General features: G+C 65.1%; 11 protein-coding genes and 1 pseudogene. 3 read left to right on the forward strand and 9 right to left on the reverse strand.

The window, feature by feature from the left end; genetic code table 11:
- The 4 genes from NTD82_RS16085 to NTD82_RS16100 form a co-directional block, all read right to left on the reverse strand.
- Nucleotides 1–6,346, reverse strand: a 6,346-nt coding sequence (locus tag NTD82_RS16085) for an SDR family NAD(P)-dependent oxidoreductase (RefSeq protein ID WP_262129430.1), incomplete at its 3' end; no start/stop codon positions are given.
- A gap of 134 nt (nt 6,347–6,480) precedes the next feature.
- Entirely contained in the window at nt 6,481–6,885 is a 405-nt protein-coding gene (locus NTD82_RS16090; RefSeq protein WP_095158797.1) for a hypothetical protein, read from the reverse strand.
- Between the two features lie 348 nt (nt 6,886–7,233).
- Nucleotides 7,234–9,111, reverse strand: coding sequence for a ricin-type beta-trefoil lectin domain protein (locus tag NTD82_RS16095; protein ID WP_262129431.1), 1,878 nt, complete (start codon nt 9,109–9,111; stop codon nt 7,234–7,236).
- Between the two features lie 336 nt (nt 9,112–9,447).
- Nucleotides 9,448–11,127 carry a methyl-accepting chemotaxis protein gene (locus NTD82_RS16100; protein WP_262129432.1) on the reverse strand — a complete coding sequence of 560 codons (1,680 nt, stop codon included), beginning with the start codon at nt 11,125–11,127 and terminating at the stop codon, nt 9,448–9,450.
- Nucleotides 11,128–11,310: 183 nt separating this feature from the next.
- Here NTD82_RS16100 and NTD82_RS16105 point away from each other — a divergent pair, with 183 nt between their 5' ends.
- Together NTD82_RS16105 and NTD82_RS16110 are read left to right on the forward strand one after the other, a co-directional pair.
- On the forward strand, nt 11,311–12,258 hold the full coding sequence (locus NTD82_RS16105) for a Ppx/GppA family phosphatase (RefSeq protein WP_095158799.1): 948 nt from the start codon (nt 11,311–11,313) through the stop codon (nt 12,256–12,258).
- A 3-nt stretch (nt 12,259–12,261) separates the two neighbouring features.
- Nucleotides 12,262–13,297, forward strand: a pseudogene (locus NTD82_RS16110) (transporter).
- 45 nt (nt 13,298–13,342) lie between these two features.
- On the opposite strand, the gene NTD82_RS16115 reads toward NTD82_RS16110, so the two are convergent.
- The 3 genes from NTD82_RS16115 to NTD82_RS16125 all read right to left on the reverse strand — a co-directional run bounded on the left by NTD82_RS16115 (nt 13,343) and on the right by NTD82_RS16125 (nt 16,883).
- Complete coding sequence (locus NTD82_RS16115; RefSeq protein ID WP_262129433.1) at nt 13,343–14,959, reverse strand: inorganic phosphate transporter; 1,617 nt, start codon at nt 14,957–14,959, stop codon at nt 13,343–13,345.
- Between the two features lie 73 nt (nt 14,960–15,032).
- The gene (gene ppk2, locus NTD82_RS16120; RefSeq protein ID WP_095158875.1) at nt 15,033–15,950 is read right to left on the reverse strand and encodes a polyphosphate kinase 2; all 918 of its coding nucleotides are present in this window, start codon (nt 15,948–15,950) and stop codon (nt 15,033–15,035) included.
- A gap of 72 nt (nt 15,951–16,022) precedes the next feature.
- Nucleotides 16,023–16,883, reverse strand: coding sequence for a GyrI-like domain-containing protein (locus tag NTD82_RS16125; RefSeq protein ID WP_262129434.1), 861 nt, complete (start codon nt 16,881–16,883; stop codon nt 16,023–16,025).
- 221 nt (nt 16,884–17,104) lie between these two features.
- On the opposite strand from NTD82_RS16125, the gene NTD82_RS16130 reads away from it, so the two are divergent.
- Nucleotides 17,105–17,848, forward strand: coding sequence for a sulfite exporter TauE/SafE family protein (locus NTD82_RS16130; protein WP_262129435.1), 744 nt, complete (start codon nt 17,105–17,107; stop codon nt 17,846–17,848).
- Between the two features lie 129 nt (nt 17,849–17,977).
- Here the strand turns inward: NTD82_RS16130 and NTD82_RS16135 are convergent, their stop codons facing one another.
- Both NTD82_RS16135 and NTD82_RS16140 read right to left on the reverse strand, forming a co-directional pair.
- Nucleotides 17,978–19,021 carry a dihydroorotate dehydrogenase gene (locus NTD82_RS16135; protein ID WP_262129436.1) on the reverse strand — a complete coding sequence of 348 codons (1,044 nt, stop codon included), beginning with the start codon at nt 19,019–19,021 and terminating at the stop codon, nt 17,978–17,980.
- Between the two features lie 11 nt (nt 19,022–19,032).
- The gene (locus NTD82_RS16140) at nt 19,033–19,965 is read right to left on the reverse strand and encodes a DUF6282 family protein (RefSeq protein WP_262129437.1); all 933 of its coding nucleotides are present in this window, start codon (nt 19,963–19,965) and stop codon (nt 19,033–19,035) included.
- Nucleotides 19,966–19,979: the final 14 nt, after the last annotated feature.

The following is a 19,979-nucleotide window of genomic DNA, read 5'->3' on the forward strand; positions in this document are numbered from 1 at the left end:
TGCGCCGCAGGAACGCATACCCCGGCAACGGCACTTTCCGGCCCGGCTCCGCGGCAACCTCGGCATCCATCCCTTCCAGCCAGCGCGCCGCTTCATCGCGCAAGCCGCCATGGCCCAGCAACGTTCGCGGCTCACCCTCACGGCCTTCCAGCAACCACTCACCGAGCAACTGCCGCAACTCATCAAAGTCCCCGGCAATCACCGCCAGGCGTACCTCATCGAACCGCTGCCGCCCCGCGCGCAAGGTCCGGGCGACTTCGGCGGTGGTGAAGCCTTCGCGTCCCAGGCGCGCCGTCGGCTGCTGTGGCGCCAGGGCGCGTTCGTGTTCCAGGTGATCGACGAAGCGCTGCAAGTACTCGCACAATTGCCCCTGGCCACGGGCGCTGAAGACGAACACCCGGGCGCCGGTCACCGGCGGCAGGGCGCTCGGCGCGGCGTCTTCCACCAGCACATGGGCGTTGGCGCCACCGGCGCCGAAGGAACTGATCGCCGCGACCCGGGGCAAGCCGTCGCGGGGTTGCGGCCACGGCGCAAGCTGCTGCTGCACTACAAACGGCGTCTTGCTGAAGTCGATGTTCGGGTTCAGCGGCTCGGCATGGATCGACGGCGCCAGTTGCCGGTGCTTGAACTGCAACAGCACCTTGGTCAGCGCGGCCATGCCGGCGGCCGATTCCAGGTGGCCGAGGTTGGCTTTCACCGAGCCGATCGGGCATTGCCAGTCTTCTGGCACCTGGGCGCCGATGGCTTTGCCGAGGCCGCGGATTTCGATCGGATCACCCAGGCTGGTGCCGGTGCCGTGGGCTTCGATATAGCCCAGCCGCGAGGCCGGCAAGCCCGAACGCTCCAGCGCGCGGCCGATCACCTGGGCCTGGGCGTCGGCGTTCGGCACGGTGTAGCCCGAGGTGCGGCCGCCGTGGTTGAGGTCGCTGCCGCGGATCACCCCGTGGATATGGTCGCCGTCGCGCAGGGCCTGGGCCAGCGGCTTGAGCAGCACCACGCCGACGCCTTCGCCGGGCACGTAGCCGTCGCCGTCGGCGCCGAAGCTGCGGCACTGGCCCTGGGTCGAGGCGAAGTTGAGTTCGCACAGGGTGCGGTATTTGTACGGGTGCAGCGACAAGTTGACGCCGCCGGCCAGGGCCAGGTCGCAACTGCCGCCACGGATCAGGTCGCAGGCCAGGTGCAGGCTGGTCAGCGACGATGAGCACATGCTGTCGACGGCGAACGACGGGCCTTCCAGATCGAGGCAGAACGACACCCGGTTGGCGATCGAGGCGTAGGACGAGTTAGTCAGGGTCGCCGGTTTTTCCGGCCAGGCGCTGGCGCCGTAGAACTGGTATTCGCCGTACATCACCCCGGCGATCACCGCCACCCGTCGCCGTGGCACGCCGGGCAGGCGCGGGCCGGAGAGGGTCTGCGGGGTGTAGCCGGCATCTTCGACGGCGTGCCAGGCGGTCTGCAGGAACAACCGTTCCTGCGGGTCCATGCGCTCGGCGTCGCGGGGCGAGATGCCGAAGAACAGCGGGTCAAAACAGTCGAAATCATCCAGTTGCCCGCCCCAGCGGGCGTACAGCGGGTTTTCGTCGTCCGCCTGTTGCCAGCGGTGACTGATATCGCTGACCAGATCGTCGCCCGCCGCCAGGTGTTGCCACAGCGCCTGGGCGTCGCGGGCACCGGGATAGCGGCCGGCGAGGCCGATGATCGCGATGTCCTGGCGCCCGGCATCGGGCTCCATGGCCGGCGCCGGCAGAGGCGCTGCTTCCGCTTGCGCCACCGGGCTGGCGACTTCGGCCGGCGCCAGGCGGGCGGCCTGCTCGGGATGCTCGGTTTCCAACAGCGCCGCCAACTCGCGCAGGCTGCGCACTTCGAACAGCACGGTTTTCGACAGGTCGGGGAAGTGCCGTTCAAGGCGACCGTTCAGTTCCATGACCAGGATCGAATCGAGGCCGAAGACTTCCAGCGAGGTGTCCGGGTCGATGCGCTCTAGCGCGGTGGCGGTGACCTCGGCCAGTTGCTCGCTCAGATAGTCCAGCAGCGACCCGCCCGCTTGCGCGGCGGGCGCGAGGGCCGGCGTTGGCGCGGCGATGCCGAACAGCGTCGCCACCGCCTCGCGCTGGCCGCACACCGGCACCAGCACGGTCTGCGGCAGGGCCAGGCAGCGCAGGAAAACGTCGACGCCCTGGTCTTCCGGCAACAACGCCAGGCCATTGCGGCTTAGCCACTGGCGCACCGGTTCCGGCGCCTGCATGCCGTGCTCGGTCTGCCACAGCGGCCAGGCGATCGACAACGAGCGGCCCGCGCCGCCGCGCTGTTGACGGCGTTCGACGAAGCGGTCGAGCCAGGCGTTGGCCAGGGCGTAGGCGCTCTGGCCGACATTGCCGTAGACCCCGGCCAGCGACGAACAGACCATGAACAGTTTCAGCGGATCCCGCGCCGTGGCCTGGTCCAGATGCTGCGCAGCGAGGGTTTTTCCTTGCAGCACGGCGTGGCGTTCGCTGGCCGGCTGGCGCAGGAAATAGCCGTCGTGCAATACGCCGGCGCAATGGATCACCCCATGACAGCCACCGAAGCGCTGGCGGATCGCGGCCAGCGCCGCGTGCAGCGAGTCGGCGTCGGCGCAGTCGGCCTGCCAGTAACCAGCGTTGGCCGCACCGAGTTGGCGGAGCTGCCGCAACCAGTCTTCGCTGCGGGCGTCGGCGTCGCGGCGGCCGAGGATGGCCAGGTTCAAGCCGCCCAGCTTCGCCAGCGCGCCGGCCAGGGCGCGGCCGACGGCGCCCAGGCCACCGGTGATAAGCAGGGTGTCGCCGGGAGCGAAATCGATGGCTTGGCCGCGTTCGTTGGGTGCGATGAAACGCAAGGCGGCAAGTTGGCGCGAATTGGCGCCGAGGCGAATCCGTTGCACGCCGGGTTGCGCGGCGTCCAGCAGTTCCTGTTCAAGGCTGGCGGGATTGCCCTCGACCTCGATCAGGCTGGCGCTCAGGCTCGGCAGTTCTTGCACCACCGAACGCAGCAGGCCTTCGATGGCGCTGGCCGGGCCGGCATCGACCAGCACCCGCACCTGTAAACGCGGCGTGCCGAGGGCCTGACACAGGTGGCGCAGCAGGTCGGCGGCGGTGAGCACGGCATCGAGGCCGTCGCCCACGTTGGCTTCACGGCCGGCGGGCGCACGCAGGTCCAGCAGCAGGCGTTCGGGGCTCAGTCCCTGGGTGGTCAGCAGGCGTAGCAGCAGGTCGATGTGGCGCGGGTCGTTGAGGTCGGCCTGCACCGTGCGCGGCGTCAGGTAGTGGAACTGGCTGGCGGCGTGCAGGTGCCAACTGCTGTCCAGCACGGCGGCGGGCAGGGCAAGGTCAGGGTTGGCGCGGTAGAGCAGGGTGGTGGCCGGCGCGGCGGTGTGCGCGAGCGGCGCCGCCAGCCAGTACGGCTCCAACAAATGCACTGGCTGCTCCGCGGCAACCCGGTACTGGCGGAACGCGAAGCCGTCGATCTCCAGCAGCAGCGCCCCGGAGTCGGCGAACACGCGGAAGTCGTAGGTGCGCGTTGGCCCGTGCTGCGCCGGGTGCGGGCGCACCTGCACATACAGCCGCTCGGTCAGCACGGCATGGCAGCGCAGCGACTGGCAGGCATAGGGCACGAAGGTGGTGTCGATCTGGCCCGCAGTGACGAAAGCGCTTTGCAACACCGCGTCCAGCAGCGCCGGATCGAGGGCGGTCAACGCTTCGTTGGGCCGGGGGCGCAGGCGCACTTCGGTCAGCGCCTGGTCGGTTCCGCGCCAGGCCGCGTGCAGGCACTGGAAGGTCGGGCCGTAGGCGATGCCCAGGCGTTCGAGGGTCGGGTAGAGCTGGCTGAGGTCCAGCGCTTCGCGGCAGTCGCGGCGCAGTTGAGCCAGGTCTGGCTGGGTGTGCGACGCGTGTGTCAGCGGGCGGCATTCGCCGCGCAAGTGAGTTTCGCCGTTGCTCTGGAAGCTCAGGCGCAGCCCGCTGTCGTGGCGCTGGTGATGACAGTCGAGGCTGCGTGCTTGCGGGGTGTCGAAGCGCACCGGGCTGGCCCAGGTCAGGGCGCGCAGTTCCAGCGGCAGGGCGAGGCCGTGGCGCCTGGCGCTGTCGACGCAGAAATCCAGATACGCCGTGGCCGGCAGCACCGGCTGGCCCTGGACCCGGTGATCGCGCAGGAAGAACTGCTGCGGATCGAGGCTGATGCGGCGGCTGTCGCTCGTGCTGGCGGCGGCGATGCGCGGCAGTTGATGCAGGTCGCGGGCGAAGGGATACAGCGGCGCGGCCAGCGGGACCGGTGCCTGCGGCCAGAAGCGGCTCCAGTCGGCGAACTGGCCGGCGACCCAGGCGCGGGCCAGGGCGTGGGGATCTTCGCCGGGCGCTTCGGCGTCCGGGAGCGTCCCCGCCCGGACCCGGCCCTGATAGCCCGAGGGCTCGCCGTCGAGAAAACGCGACAGCCCGTCGCGCAGTGTTTGGGTGCCGCCGGCGACCAGTGCAAGCCGGTGATCGAAGGCCGCGCGGCAGCATTGCAGGGTGTAGGCGAGGGCGCCAAGGGCGTCGTCGCCGTGGGGTTCAAGCCAGGCCAGCAGGGCGCTGGCCTGTTCGCGTAGTTGTTGTTCACTGCGCGCCGCGAGCACGAACACCGGCACGCCGTCACTGGCGGCGCGGGCCACGGTTTCCGGTGCCTGTTCGACGATGACATGGGCGTTGGCGCCGCCCGCACCGAAGGAGCTGATGCCGGCGCGGCGCACGTCACGGGGGCGCCACTCGCGTGCTTCGCGGACGATGCGCAGGTGGCTGTGTTCGAGGCCGGCGTCGGGGTTCAGGGTTTGCGCGTGCAGCGATGGCGCCAGCCTGCGGTGGCGCAACTGCAGCACCACCTTGCACAGGCTGGCCATGCCCGCCGCGGCTTCCAGATGACCGAAATTGCTCTTCACCGAACCGACATCGCAGGGCTCGTTGCCGGCTGCGGCGAGGGCCTGTTTCAGCCCCTGCAATTCGATCGGGTCGCCCAGGCGCGTGCCGGTGCCGTGGGCTTCGACGTAGCTGATACTGGCGGCCGGCACCCGCGCGTCGCTCAGCGCTTGCTCGATCAGCTCGGCCTGGGCGCGGGCGCTGGGCACGGTGTAGCCGTTGCTGCGCCCGCCGTGGTTGACCGCGCTGCCCTTGAGCACGGCGAGGATCCGGTCGCCATCGCGGCGCGCCGCCGCCAACGGTTTGAGCAGCACCGCCGCGACCCCTTCACCGGGCACGAAACCGTCGGCACCACTGCCGAATGCCTGGCAGCGGCCGCTGGGCGAGAGCATGTGTTGCTGGCACAACTGCACGTACTTGGCCGGGTGGCTGTAGAGGTTGACGCCGCCCACCAGCGCCGCGCGGCACTGGCCTTTGCGCAGGCTGTCGATGGCCAGGTGCAGGGCGGTCAGCGATGACGAGCAGGCGGTGTCCACCGCCAGGCTCGGCCCGCACAGGTCCAGGGCCCAGGACACGCGGTTGGCCACCGACCACGGCAGGCCGCTGGGAATCGCCGTCTGCCCGGCCTGCCACAGGGCGGGGCCGAGCAGCGGCCAGGTGTTGCTGGTGATGCCGACGAACACGCCGATGTCCAGCGAACCGTTGGCATGGCGCAGCACGCGGCTGCGTTCGCCGAGGTGGCCGCTGTCTTCCAGGGCATGCCAGGCGCATTGCAGGAACAGCCGTTCCTGCGGGTCGAGGCAGGCCGCTTCGCGTGGCGGAATGCCGAAGAATTGCGCGTCGAAACGCTCGATATCGTTGAGGAATCCGCCCCATTTGGCGTAGCTCAGGCCGCTGTCGCGGGCATCGGCCCCGGCCTGGAAAAAGCCCTCCAGCGGCCAGCGCTCGCCAGGAATCTCGCTGATCGAATCCAGACCGTGCAGCAGGTTCTGCCAGAGCCGGTCGAGGTTGTCGGCATCGGGAAAACGCCCGTGCAGGCCAACGATTGCGATATCCACGGCGTCACTGTCCGGCCGCCGAAGGGCAAGGGGAACGAGGTGCGGCCAGGGTGCTGCGGCGCTTTCTGGCGCCGCTGGCGTTTCTTGCTGCGTCGGGTGTTGCTGTTGCAGATAGCGCGCGCAAGCCTCGGGGTGCTCGCGCAGCAGGTGCTCGACCACTTCGCCAACGCTGCGGCAGTCGAACAGCAGGGTCTTGTTCAGGCCGGGGAATACCGGCTGGATTTGCTCGTTGAAGTTGAGGATCGCCAGGGAGGTCAGGCCGATCTCGTGGAACGGCGCCTCATCGTGCAGCACGGCCGGGGCCAGGCCGGTGGCCTGCTGGAGCAGGTCGCGCACCAACTTCTTGAGCGCGGCCTTGAGGGCGACGTCTTCCCTGGACTGGATCATGTTCACTCCTTGAACCGGCTTCGGCGCGGCGTTCGGCGGACACACGGCCGCCGACGCGAAGGCGCCAGGCACTACGGACTTTCAACGGGGTTGAACGGCGACCGGCACACTTCCGATCGCGGTCCGGCGAAGGTTTACAGCGTGATACTCGTGGCGGGGTAGAACAGGATGTTGAGTACGAAGAGGATCATCCAGAAACCGATTTCCAATGTTTCGGTAATAGGCTGGATCTTCTTGATTGCGCCGTAGACATGCACGAAGAACATCAACGTGAAGACCACGAAAAGAATATCGAAGGCATAACTGAAACTGGTGCCGGTGGTCGCCGAACGTAACATCGCAACTTCAACCACAAGAATGAACGCACCGAGGCACCGACCGAAATAGATGGCCAGGTGTTCGTGTTCGGGTACGGTCCAGCGCATGAGCCGGGCCCATTGCAGCGGGGCGAGGAAGATGGGTAAGGCAAAGAACAGGGTGGTCACGATCATCAGGGTGGTGATGTATTCCTTGCTGTATTGCGCATAGTAACCAAGCATTTAAGAACTCCTTGTTCCATCGGCGCATTCAAACGCCATGCAGTAATTATTATTGTTGTGACTGGCTGGTTTTGCGGCTGCAAGAATTGCGATCGGCACGCACTGGTGTCAAGCGCGGTACAGGCGGGCAAGACCAAAGAAGGCGTGGCGGTCGGGAGGTTTAATACTTAAGGCGCGGCACTTTCAGCGCGGGTAAAAGTTGCAAGGCAACACAGGGTAGTGGCCGCGTTTCACTGATCGATATGCGACCTTTGTCGAAGACGCAGCCGCTGTTCGGCGCCTGCCGGCCCGCGCCGCCGGGAGGGCGGCGTTGAGGGCCGGTTCGTCATTGCCGGCGCGCGGGGTAACTCACGGATCAGGCTGTATCAGCCAGTCTTTCAAACTGACCACGTTGCATGTGCTCAACGGAACACGGCTACCCGGTATCGGACTCTGACTGCTGTACAGACACGCCCAGTGCGAGTACTCGGTGGTGGTGATCCATTCATTACGGCTGCGATTCCAGGTGACCTCCGAGTCATTCGCGCTGCAACTGAGCAGCACCGTGGTTCTGTTGTTGCCACTGCCCGTCCGACCCAGGCAAAAACTGAGGTTTGCGCCGTTGCGTACACGTCCCGACGCTTCCCAAAGCCAGCGTTGGCTTGGCGTGTTGTTCACACATTGGTTGAAGACGATATGCGTCCCGGCCACGGATTGGCCGTTTTTGACATCCAGGCAAAAGTTGTTGTGCTTGTTGACGATACGGCTATAGGGAGAGCCGCTCGACCACAAGAACGCAGGGCGGGAATAATCCGGGGTTCCGATCCTTGCGCTGAGCTGGTTAGCGTCGGAACGATGTAAATACAGATCCTCGCCATTTCCAAGAGTCTTCAGTGAGTGGTTTTCTTCAGTCCAGGTGATGTGCTGGCAGCCAGTCTCATGCAGCACGACCTTGCGGTTACTGCCAGGAGGCGTGGCATAGAGGCAGAGTTTCGGCCTGGCCTCCAGCCAGAACTGAACAGTGTTATTGAAGTACAGCTTGTTCCACCGCTGGTTGGGGTTGTTCGGGTCACACCGCCAGAGCCCGACCTGTGCACCCGGCACCAGGTTGCCACCCCCCAGCACATCAACGCATTGGCTGGTATCTGCCAGGCTGTGCAGCAGCACGGCTTTCCCCGAATCATTGCCCAGGCCTTTCGCTTTGCTTGGCGTATTGCTGTTCCATGTCCGTGCCATATCGGCGTGTTGCGCGTTACCCAGGGGTTTGCCGTCTGGCGCATTCTTGTTCGGGTTGGAAAAAGAAAGTACGCGGGTTCCCTGGCGGCACAACAACGATCCATATTTGCCGGTCGAGTATCCGTACTCATAGTTGCCGTCTCCCGGAGAGCAATGCGCGCCGCCGATGTTGTGCCCTATCTCGTGGGCGAATGTATCGGTGGTTGATATGTGCGCCATGCTGTAAGTGCCATAGCGGTCGGCGATTCCGGCCACGTTACCCTGAGGTGCAGAGGCGAAGAAGCCGGCAATCAGGTCGGCGTTGGGGTAGTTGGGAAAAGCATCTTTGAGTTTGTTCAGGTTTACGTTGTTGATCACATAGTCGGTCGGTGTGGTCGAGATCCCGGAGAGCGCGACCCTGATGTTGGTTATTCCAGAGTTTCTCAGGGCGAGGTTCAAGGTTTCGATCTGCGCCAGTGCGAAACTTCTGGGGTCACCGACCTGGCGGGCCGCCGCTTCCGAGAACCCCACAAGTACCGTGAGAACATGCTCCTGGTTACTGTCGGCGGATGTCGTTGTGTCATTGAGTCTTTGTCGATGGGCCTGTTCGTCTTGCGGGTCCGTGACGAAGTCGTCTTTTTGCCCATCGAAGGCGATTTCTTCCTGAAAGGTCTGGCTGCCGTCCGCTTTGCCAAGCACCACACCGCGCCGGGAAGAGGTACTGACCAGGGCGGTGAAACTGCCGTCGTCCTGATTGACCAGGACGATGAAACCATCTGGCTCGCCTTGTTTGCTGAGCAGAACCGAACTGCTGACGTGGTACGCCTCAAAGGTCGTTCGTGGCTCCAGTCGCGGTGCTTGCATTTCTGCCAACAACGCTGAACTGCTGACTTCGGCACGGTTCTCCAGCAGCGATGGCAGGTCCAGAAAGTGCCCGCTTACAGGCGCGTTATCAGCGCTGTATGCCGGTATATGTAGCCCTGTCATTACTATCGTCGTTAAAAGAGGGCGGAGTAGTTTTGCGATGCCCATGGTTGACTCCTGTTCTGTAAAGTCGATCGTTCATGAGGACTACAGGAAGCCTGTAAAGCGCTTGTCAGCACACGTTAAGGAGCTGCTCAGCCTCTGTCACCTGACAAAAATGTCAGTGCTTTACGTCCATTGGGCATTGCTGGGGGGCGACTATTGGTTCGGCCAGGAATAAGCCTCACCGGCATCAGAAGTTGATGGGTGTTTCGGTTTATACCGGTCAGTTCAACCTCTTGGGGCGCTTCGCGAGCAAGCTCGCTCCTACCGAACGGCCGCAAAGCGGCCCCAACGGCTTATTCGAGAGTGAATGAGACGTTGGGACGCTGTTCTTGGGTCAGTTCAAATACGGAATTGCCGCACCAGCGCACGCAAATGCGCTTCCAGCGACGACAGGCTTTTCGCCGTTTGCGCACCCTGGCGGGTTTGTTCGGCGACGCTTTCCACCGCCACCGCGATCTGGTGCACGCTCTGGTTGATCTCTTCGGCCACGGCGGTCTGTTCTTCGGCGGCGCTGGCGATCTGCGCGTTCATCGAGCTGATGGTCCCGATCAGCGTGGCCATGGCATCCAGCGAGGTGCCCGCTTCGCTGGCCTGGTTGCGAGTGGCGTCGCCGGTCTCGCAGGAATGACGCATCGATTCCACCGCCGAGTGGGTGCCGGTGGTGAGGCGGTCGATCATCACCTGGATTTCCTGGGTGCTCTGCTGGGTGCGGCTGGCGAGCCCGCGGACCTCGTCGGCGACCACTGCGAAGCCACGTCCGGCTTCACCGGCCCGCGCCGCTTCGATGGCGGCATTGAGCGCCAGCAGGTTGGTCTGCTCGGCAATCGAGCGAATCACCCCGAGCACGCTGACGATGGACTGCACGTCCTGTTGCAGGCTGTCCAGTGAGGTACCGCTGCCGCGGATGTTCTCCACCAGCGCGTGGATGCGCTTGATGCTGCCGTCCACCACCTGCCGGGCCTGTTGGCCCTGGGTGTCGGTTTCCTGCGCGGCATGGGCGGCGTTCTGCGCGCTGTGCGCCACTTCCTGGGCGGCGGCGGACATCTGGTTGATCGCGGTGGCGACCTGGGTGGTCTCGTGGCGTTGTTGTTCCATGGCCGCTTCCGAGCGACGGCTCTGGCTTTCCACCGACTCGACCAGGGTCGACAGCTCGCCGCTGACTTCCACGACCTGGCGCACCAGGCTCTGGATCTTCTCGACGAAACGGTTGAACGAGCCCGCCAGTTGGCCCAGCTCGTCATTGCCGGCGCGCAGGCGGTGGGTGAGGTCGCCGTCACCGGCGGCGATATCGTCGAGGTTGTCTTTCATGGCCTTGAGCGGCTTGAGCAGGGCATTGCTCAGGGTCAGCCCGGCGATGCCGAGGATCACCAGCAACACGGCAGCGATGCCCAGGATGCTGGTGAGGATCGACTGGATACGCTGGTCGATCTCGGCGCGCAGTTCGGTAATGCGCAGCTCGATATTGTCCAGGTTGACCGCCGTGCCCACGGCCATGTCCCACTTCGGCAGGTAATAGCTGTAGCCGAGCTTGGGCACCTGCACGCTCTCGTTGCCCGGCAGCGGCGAGCTGTAATTGACGAAGTGGCTGCCGTCCTTGGCCACCCGCACCAGCTCGCGGTTGATGAACACCCCGTTGACGTCCTTGCGCTCACTGAGGTTCTTGCCGACGTCTACCGGGCTGTCGCCGCGGAACAGGCGCACCACGTTGGAGTCGTGGGCGAAGAAATAGCCGTCCTTGCCGTACTTGATCTTCGACAGGACCGCGATCGCCTGTGCCCGGCTGGCCTCGTCGCCGTTGGCGGCGGCGTCGTACAGGCCCTGCACCGAGCCGAGAGCGATCTGCATGTAGTCTTCGAGGCTCTGGCGGCTTTCGTCGACCAGGCGTTGGCGGGTTTCACTGACTTCGTTTTCGGCGAGGTGGCGCAGGATCCGGTCCGCTGCGCCACTGATGACCAGGGCGAACACAAGGACCGGGAGGACAGCGAGCAACAGCATTTTTGTTCTTAGAGTCAACTGCATCTTCGTTTCCTCAGTGGCGTCGCACATTGCGAGGGGTTTACCGATTCATCGGCAGGGCTGGGGAAAGCTGAAGAGGGTGGCATTTTGCTTAAGGGCTATTGTTTTCGGGCACATCCCGCCCTTCATCCAACTGTCATGTAACGAGATATATCCTCCAACCCTGGAATAGGTCAGGACTCTCGCATGAAAGGCAGCGCTTCCCTGTTTGCGGCCGTGGATCTCGGCTCCAATGCATTTCGTATGACCATCGGCCAGCAGGTCGTGTGCAACCGTCGCCTGGTCATTCGCAAGGTGAAGAGCCTGCGCGAGCCGGTGCGCCTGGCTGAAGGGCTGCAAGGCGATGCGCTGGATGCCCTGGCGCTGGAGCGGGGCTGGCAGGCATTGGCGCGGTTTGGCAAGCAGCTCAGCGGGTTCCGCGAAGGCAGCGTGCGCGCCGTGGCCACCAGTGCGGTGCGGCAGGCGCGCAATGCGGCGGTGTTTCTCGAAGGCGCGGAAGCCCGCCTGGGTTTCCCCATCGACGTGATCTCCGGCCAGGAAGAAGCCCAACTGGTCTATTCGGGCATCGCCCACACCATGCCCTGCGAGAAAACCACCCGCCTGGTGGTGGATATCGGCGGCGGCTCCACCGAGTTGATCGTTGGTCGTGGCAAGCAACCTATCTTCAGTGAAAGCCTGACCATCGGCAGCGGCACCTTCGGCAAACGCTTTTTCCCCGGCGGACGGGTCGACAGCCGTTCGCTGCAACTGGCGGAGCAGAGCGCCTGCCTGGAGTTTTCCCGGGTCGCCCGGGAGATTGGTGCGCACGGCTGGCACGCGGCGATCGGCTCGTCCGGCACTGCGCGCATGCTGGCGCGGGTGCTTAAGGCCAACGGCCTGAACGACGGCGGGCGTGACGGCATCACCTATGCCGGCCTGCTGCGTCTTTCCCTGAGCTTGCTCGAAGCCGGCCACGTCAAGCGCGTGAAACTCTGCGGCCTGCAGGAACATCGTCTGGGCATGCTGCCCGGCGGTCTGGCGATCATGCTGGCGGCGTTCAAGGCCTTCGGCATCGACGACATGACCCCGTCCGAGCCCGGCCTGCGCTTCGGCCTGCTGCACAGCCTGATGGACAACGGTTCGGCCCGACACTGATAAATTGCCCTTGAGTACCCGCATGATCACCACTCAGGGTCACCACCAGGACGCCGATCTCAACGGCCTGCTCTACGGCTTTGTCTTTCGTCCCGGTCAGCCGGGCCGGGAGATCGATTCGACGCAGGCCCTGGAACTGCTGCTCAATCCTGGCGAGCCGGAAGAATTCCTCTGGCTGCACATGAACCTTGCGCACGCCGCCTGCGAGCGCTGGATGAAAGGCAGCCTCGACCTGCCGGAAACCTTCTTCGAAACCCTGCGCGAAGGCTCGCGCTCGACCCGCATCGAACACACCGACACCGCCTTGCTGGCGGTGGTCAACGACGTGGTGTTCAACTTCGGCCTGGTGTCATCGGACGTGTCTACGCTCTGGGCCTGCGCCCGCAGCCGGCTGCTGGTCAGCGCGCGCTTGCAGCCGCTGCACTCGGTGGACCGTCTGCGTTCCTCGGTGAAGCGCGGCGAACGCTTTGCCTCCACCGTCGAGCTGCTGATTCACCTGTTGGGTGACCAGGGTGATCTGCTGACCCAGATCGTCCGCGAAACCACGTTGAACGTGGACCGTATCGAAGACCAGTTGCTGTCCCAGCGCCTGAGCAACAACCGTGCGGAACTGAGCGGAATGCGCCGCGTGCTGGTGCGCCTGCAACGCCTGTTGGCGCTGGAACCGGGCTCGCTGCTGCGCCTGCTCAATCGCCCGCCGGATTGGCTGCGCGAGCAGGACATGCGCCAGTTGCGCTCGGCCACTGAAGAGTTCGCGGTGATCATCAACGACCTCACCGCGCTGGTGGAGCGGATCAAGCTGTTGCAGGAAGAGATCGCCGCCAAGCTCACCGAAGAGAACAACCGCACGCTGTTCACCCTGACAGTGGTGACGGTGCTGGCGCTGCCGATCAACATCATTGCCGGCTTCTTCGGCATGAACGTGGGTGGGGTGCCGTTGGCGGATGACCCGCACGGGTTCTGGGTGCTGGTGGCGCTGGTGGCGACCTTTACCGTGCTGGCGGGGCGCTGGGCGTTTCGCAAGCGTGGGGATTATTGAGTCCGCGGAGCCGCATCGCTGATTTGCCAGCGATGCGGCGTTAGATCAGAACAACTTGCTCAACACCCAATACAAACTCCCCGACAACAGAATCGCCGCCGGCAAGGTCAGCACCCAGGCCATCAGCAGGTTGCGCACCGTCCCCCACTGCAACCCCGAGCCGTTGGCGGTCATGGTTCCGGCCACGCCCGAAGACAGTACCTGGGTCGTTGACACCGGCAAACCATACAAGTCGGCCGCGCCGATGGTCAGCATCGCCACGGTTTCCGCCGAAGCACCTTGTGCGTAGGTAAGGTGGGTCTTGCCAATGCGCTCGCCGACGGTCACCACGATGCGTTTCCAGCCCACCATGGTGCCCAACCCCAGGGCGATGGCCACGGCGACCTTGACCCACAGCGGAATGAAGCGAGTCGCATCGTCGATCTGTTTCTTGAAGGCTTGCAGCTTGGCGCTGGTGTCGGCGTCGAAGCCGCCGACCTTGTCCTTGTCCATCAGGCGAATGGCTTCGGAGGCCAGGTACATGTCGTTGCGCACGTTGGCCATGGCTTCGGCCGGCACCCGCGACAGCGAACCGTAGCCTTTCACCTGGGCGCCGATCTGGCCCGACAGCACGGCCAGCGCCGGCACCAGTTCAGGCGTGACCTGCTTGGTGCGCACGTAGGTTTCCAGCACCGGACGCGGATCGGCCGGGGCCGGCAGCAGGGCGCTGCGTTGCAGGGCTTGTTGGGTCACTTCGGCCACTGCGGCGAACTGGATGGCCTGGCTTTCCGGCATGGTGCGGTTGAGCGCGTAGGCCATGGGCAGGGTGCCGATCAGGATCAGCATGATCAGGCCCATGCCTTTTTGGCCGTCGTTGGAGCCGTGGGCGAAGGACACGCCGGTGCAGGTGAGGATCAACATGCCGCGAATCCACCACGGCGGCGGCGCGTCACCTTCAGGGGCCTTGTACAGCGCGCGGTTTTTCACGAACAGGCGCAGGGCCAGAAGCAGCAGCCCCGCGCAGACGAAGCCGACCAGCGGCGACAGCAGCAGCGAATAACCGACCTTGGTCGCCTGCGCCCAGTCCACGCCGCTGGTGCCGTCGCGGCCGTGCATCAGCGCGTTGGCGATGCCGACGCCGATGATCGAACCGATCAAGGTGTGCGACGACGACGCCGGCAGCCCCAGCCACCAGGTGCCGAGGTTCCAGATGATCGCGGCGATCAGCAGGGCGAAGATCATCGCGAAGCCGGCCGACGAGCCGACCTGCAAAATCAGCTCCACCGGCAGCAGGGCGATGATGCCGAACGCCACCGCGCCGCTGGACAGCAGTACGCCGAGGAAGTTGAAGCAGCCGGACCAGACCACCGCGAAATGCGCCGGCAGCGAGTTGGTGTAGATCACCGTGGCAACGGCGTTGGCGGTGTCGTGGAAGCCGTTGACGAACTCGAAGCCAAGGGCGATCAGCAAAGCGATGCCCAGCAGCAGGAAGGGCGTCCAGGTGGTGACCACGGCATTCATGTCGCCGACGTCGCGCACCAGGCTCCAGGCCGAGAACAGGATGCCGGCGGCAATGATGATGAAGAAAATCGCCGAGGCGAGCCGGCCAGGCTTGTGCACGAGCTGCGGGCGAGGGCCCGCGGCACGTGGGGAAGGCGTTGCGGTGAGTGTGCTGGTGTCCATGTTCCGGTACCGGTGAGGGGAGGGCACCGGTGATTATCGGAAGTGGATGTTACAGGATGTGTCTACATCGAAATCAGTAGACCTCCGGCACGATCAGCGCTTGCGGCGTCGGCGTGCGGCTGTAGTCGGCCTGGCGAACCCGTTGCGGCAGCGACACGGTCGGCGTCTGCACCTCTTCATACGGCACCTGGTCGAGCAGGTGCTGGATGCAGTTCAGGCGGGCCTTTTTCTTGTCGTCCGCCTGCACCACCCACCAGCGCGCTTCATCGATATGGGTGCGCTCGAGCATGATTTCCTTGGCCTTGGTGTAGGCCTCCCAGCGCCGGCGGGATTCCAGGTCCATCGGGCTGAGTTTCCATTGCTTGAGCGGGTCGTGGATACGGCTGAGGAAGCGCAGGTTCTGTTCCTGGTCGGAGATCGAGAACCAGTACTTGATCACCTGGATCCCGGAACGCACCAGCATGCGTTCGAACTCCGGCACGCTGCGGAAAAACTCTTCGTACTGATCGTCACTGCAAAAGCCCATGACCCGCTCGACGCCGGCGCGGTTGTACCAACTGCGGTCGAACAGCACCACCTCACCGGCTGCCGGCAGGTGCGGCACGTAGCGCTGGAAGTACCATTGGGTCTGTTCGCGATCGTTCGGCGCGGGCAGGGCGGCGACCCGGCAGACGCGCGGATTGAGGCGCTGGGTGATGCGCTTGATCACCCCCCCTTTGCCGGCGGCGTCACGGCCTTCGAAGAGGATCACGATCTTGTGGCCGGTCTTGACCACCCAGCTCTGCAGCTTGACCAGCTCGCCTTGGAGCCGGAACAGCTCGCGGAAATAGCGACGGCGCGCGGCTTTTTCCGGGCTGTCCGGGAGGTTTTCGTCGAACAGCTCGTCGAGGTTTTCAGCGTCTTCGGCCAGCTCCAGCTCGAGCTCTTCGTCGCTGTGGTCGATCAGCTCGTGGTAGATGCGCTGGATCAGGGAGTCGTCGGTCAGGATCATCATGTGTCTCGCTCACGGTAATAGCGCCGATGTTAGGCAGGCTCCGTGGCAGGCAAGTGACAATCCGGGCGGCTACTTCAGCGGCACGAAAATATCCGTCTGCCACTGCTCTTGCGGCGTTTGCGGGAACACGCTCAGGTACTGGAAAAACAGCGGCTGGTCGCGCAATTCCTCGCCGCTGGCGGGCAGCCAGTCGCGGTAGATCGGGTAGATGCTTTCGCCGATGTGGTCGGGCGAACCCGAATGGCGCACCACGGCGTAGCGACCGCCGCCGATGACCCGCTCGCCGACGGCGAAATCGTTGGGCCGCACCGCCTCGTTGATCTCGCCGCAGACGGCGAAGTGGAAGTGTTCTGGTGGCGTGGTGTCGGGGTTGTTGAACGGAATGCCGAACGTGCGGCTCGACGCCACCGGCGACTGGCCGCTGTGGAGGCGCCAGTCGATGAAGCGACGTACCGTCTCCGGCACCAGCCCCGGAGGGCCGATATGCTCCAGCGCGGCAACGCGGACTTCGGCGAAATCAACGATTCTGACCTGCATGGTGATGCTCCTGGAAAAGTGAGGGATGGCGAACACCGCGTTCCAGACCTGCCAGTTCGGCGCCTTGCGAAAAGCGCTGGGGCTCATCCCGAAGTCCCGGCGAAGCGCCCGGCTGAACGCCTCCGGGCTTTCGAACCCGGCGCCCAGCGCGGCGTCCAGCACCGAATGCCCGGCGCTTTGCACCAGCCGATGCGCGGCCCGGCGCAGGCGCATCAGTTGCACATAACGGGCAACCGGCACGCCGACAAAGGCCGAAAACTGGCGGTGGAAATGGAACTCCGAGAAATTCGCCAGATGGCTCAGGGTCTTGACCGACAGATCGCCTTCGAGGTTGTCGGCGATGTGGGTCAGGACGGTGGCGAAGCGTTTGGCGTAACTGGAGTCGCTGGACATCTCGGGTACCGTGGGCTGGTTTTGCGGTAGGCACAGGATCGGTGATTGACGGGTGGGCGCGCCTAGCCGGGTTTGCTCGATGGTGGGGGAGATTAGCACCGGGCTCACTGAAGGCTGGCTTGGCGGGCGCAAAGCGGCCCTATCAAACCGCGATCAATTGGCTCTTTATCAACCCTCGTCCGGCCCCTATTCTGCTGCCCATTTGCGCGGAACCTGTCTTCATGGATTCACTGCTTCTCACCATCATCTTCGGCGCCGCCCTGGCCGGCTTCGTCCAGGGCCTGTCGGGCTCGAACTTCGGCCTGGTGGCCATGGCGGTCTGGGCCTGGGCGCTGGATCCGACCCTGACCGGGCCGCTGGTGGTCTGCGGCTCGCTGGTGGGTCAGGTGCTCGCGGCGGGAACCTTGCGCCGAGGGCTGAAGCGCGAGCATCTGGTGCCGATGCTGATCGGCGGGCTGGCCGGGGTGCCGCTGGGCGTGGTGTTGCTGCATGCCATCGACCCGCTGGTGTTCCGCCTGCTGGTGGGGATCGTGTTGGCGCTGTGGTGCCCGCTGATGCTGTTTTCCAGCAACTTGCCGACGCTGCGCCTGGGCGGACGCAAGGCCGATGCCGCAGTGGGCGTGCTCGGCGGGGTGATGGGCGGCCTCGGCGGCCTGACCGGGCCGGCGCCGGCGTTGTGGGCGGTACTCAAGGGCTGGGACCGCGACACCCAGCGCTCGGTGATCCAGGGTTTCAACCTGGGGATGCAGTTGCTGACGATGATCACCTATCTGGTTTCCGGCACCGTGTCCGCCGAAGCCCTCGGCCTGTTCCCGGTGGTGGCGCTGGCGGTGCTGCTGCCCACCTTCGCCGGAATCCGCGCCTATCGGCATTTCAGTGATATCGCCTTTCGCAAGATAGTGCTGGGGTTGCTGGCGTTGGCGGGTGTGCTTTTGATCATTCAGTCGCTGCCGCACATTGCCTAGGCTCGCAGCGCCGCCCCTGAAACCCTTGTCTCCAGGGCAGCGCAACCCTCCAGGCAAGCGCTTATGGCCCCAACATCCGCCAACTCTCCGTGAGCTCCCGACCCAATCGCCTCAGCCGGGAACCCTCACTCACTTTGGGGCGAACCGCTCCCACCAGCCGGGCCGGCTGGTTTGTTGTTGATAGGTCTGCACCTGGTCTGCCGCGCTGCCCAGCAGTTGCGCGACCGTCGAGCCGCGCCGGGCCACGTAGGCATCCAGCTCGGCGATGGCCTTTTCCAGCACCCCATAGCCACCGGTAAACACCGCCGAGGTCATCTCCGTGGCGCTGGCGCCGGCCAGCAGGAAGCGCGCGACGTCCAGCCCGGTGCGGGCGCCGTTGGTGGCGATCAGCGGGTAGTCGTCGGCCATGGCCTTGCGGGTCAGCATCAGCCAGCGCGCCGTCAGTGGCAGCGCCCAGGAGCCGCCGATCGCGGCGCTGGTGCCGAGCAGCGGCAGGCCGCTGTCCAGGTCCGGCAAGAAGCCCATGAAACGGCCCATCACCACCACGCTGTCGGCGCCACCACGCCGCGCCGCCTGGGCCAGGCCGACCACGTCTTCGCTCTGGCCGGTGAGCTTGATCCACAGCGGCAAGGTGGTCGCCTGGCGGATGCGCCGGACGATCGTTTCAATGCGCTCGGCACCGCGTTCCAGGACGATCGCGCCCTTGGCCGCTTCCTCGCCGTGGGGCGCGCCGATGTTCAGTTCCAGCACCCGCAGCCCGGCCTGTTCGATCTGCCGGGCGTAGTCGGCGCATTGCTCCAGGTCGCTGAGGATCAGGCTCGGGATCACGTAGGCGTCGAGGCTGCGGGCGTAGTGGTCGAGCCCGACCAGTTCGTCCAGCCAGTCGCCGAAGTCACGCTGGACCAGGCCCGAGCGGCCGAACAGGCTGGCGTCGGCCGGCGGGTTGAAGTCCCAGGGCAGGGGATTCCACTGGGCGTCGAGCAGCAGGTAGTCGGTCTTGTCCAGTTGCGCCTTGGCCGCGGCGGATTCGTTGGTGGACTTGGCCACCACCGCGCCCGCGCCGGTGTCCAGCGCGGCACGGATCGCCGCGGCGGTCATGGTCTGTTCACCCGCGCCGCAGATCACCGGGTTTTTCAGGGTGAGCTGGCCGAGGGTGGTGGTCAGTCGGGTCATGGGCACGCTACTCACAGGTTCATCAGGCGGGCGGCGTTGCCCGAGATCATTTTGCGGATGTCGGCGTCGCTGTACTCCAGGTCCAGGAGTTGGCCGATCACGTTGCGGAAGCCGTCGGCGATGTTCGGGTTGCCCTGCTGGCCGAGGTCGGAGCCGAGGATGGTGAGGTCGATGGTGCCGGCCTCGATCACTTCGCGCAGGAAGGTGTCGTCATAGAATTTGAACTTCGACCCCGGCACCCACATGCACATCGAGTGCTCCATGAACACGCCTTCGCGGGCCAGTTGGCGCATGTCGTCGAGGGTGGCGTCGACCACGTAGGTCGGGTGGTTGACCAACAGGCGCTTGACCCCGCGCTTGCGCGCTTCCTCAAACAGCGGCCAGATTTCACGGATGTTCAGGTGGCCGGCGGAAAGCACCACGTCCTGGGCGGCGATCAGGTCGAGGATGGCCTTGACCTCTTCCTTGAGCTTGCCGTCATCGTCCAGCACGGTCAGCGGAATGGGCTGCAGCATGCGCTGGGTGGTCTGCGGGAATTTGTCGACGAACTTCACGTCCTGGTGGTGGTGGGCGATGTGGTTGGCCGAGGAGAAGGTCGGCATCCACACCAGTTTGGCGCCGAGGTTCAGGCCATGCTCCACGGCGTGGACGTTGAGGCCGCCCACCGAGTTGTTCAGCGGAACCCCCGACAGCATGTGCACGTTCAGTTCGCTGAAGTGTTTGTTGAGCAGGGTGGTGACCGGCGTGCAACTGTAATAGTGGTCCTTGAGCAGCACGGCCTTGAGGCCGGCTTCGGAGGCTTCGCGCATGGCTTCGATGTGGTCGCAATAGCGCGGCATCACCGAGGGACCGCTGTGGCAGTGCAGGTCGATGGCGCCGACCAGCAGGTCGTTGATGTGGGCCTGGCGTTCGTCGTTGGCGGTGGGGGTGAGAATGGCGTTCATGGGGCTACCTCTTT

This window comes from Pseudomonas sp. 5P_5.1_Bac1 (assembly GCF_025466015.1).
In the GTDB taxonomy this organism is placed as follows: domain Bacteria; phylum Pseudomonadota; class Gammaproteobacteria; order Pseudomonadales; family Pseudomonadaceae; genus Aquipseudomonas.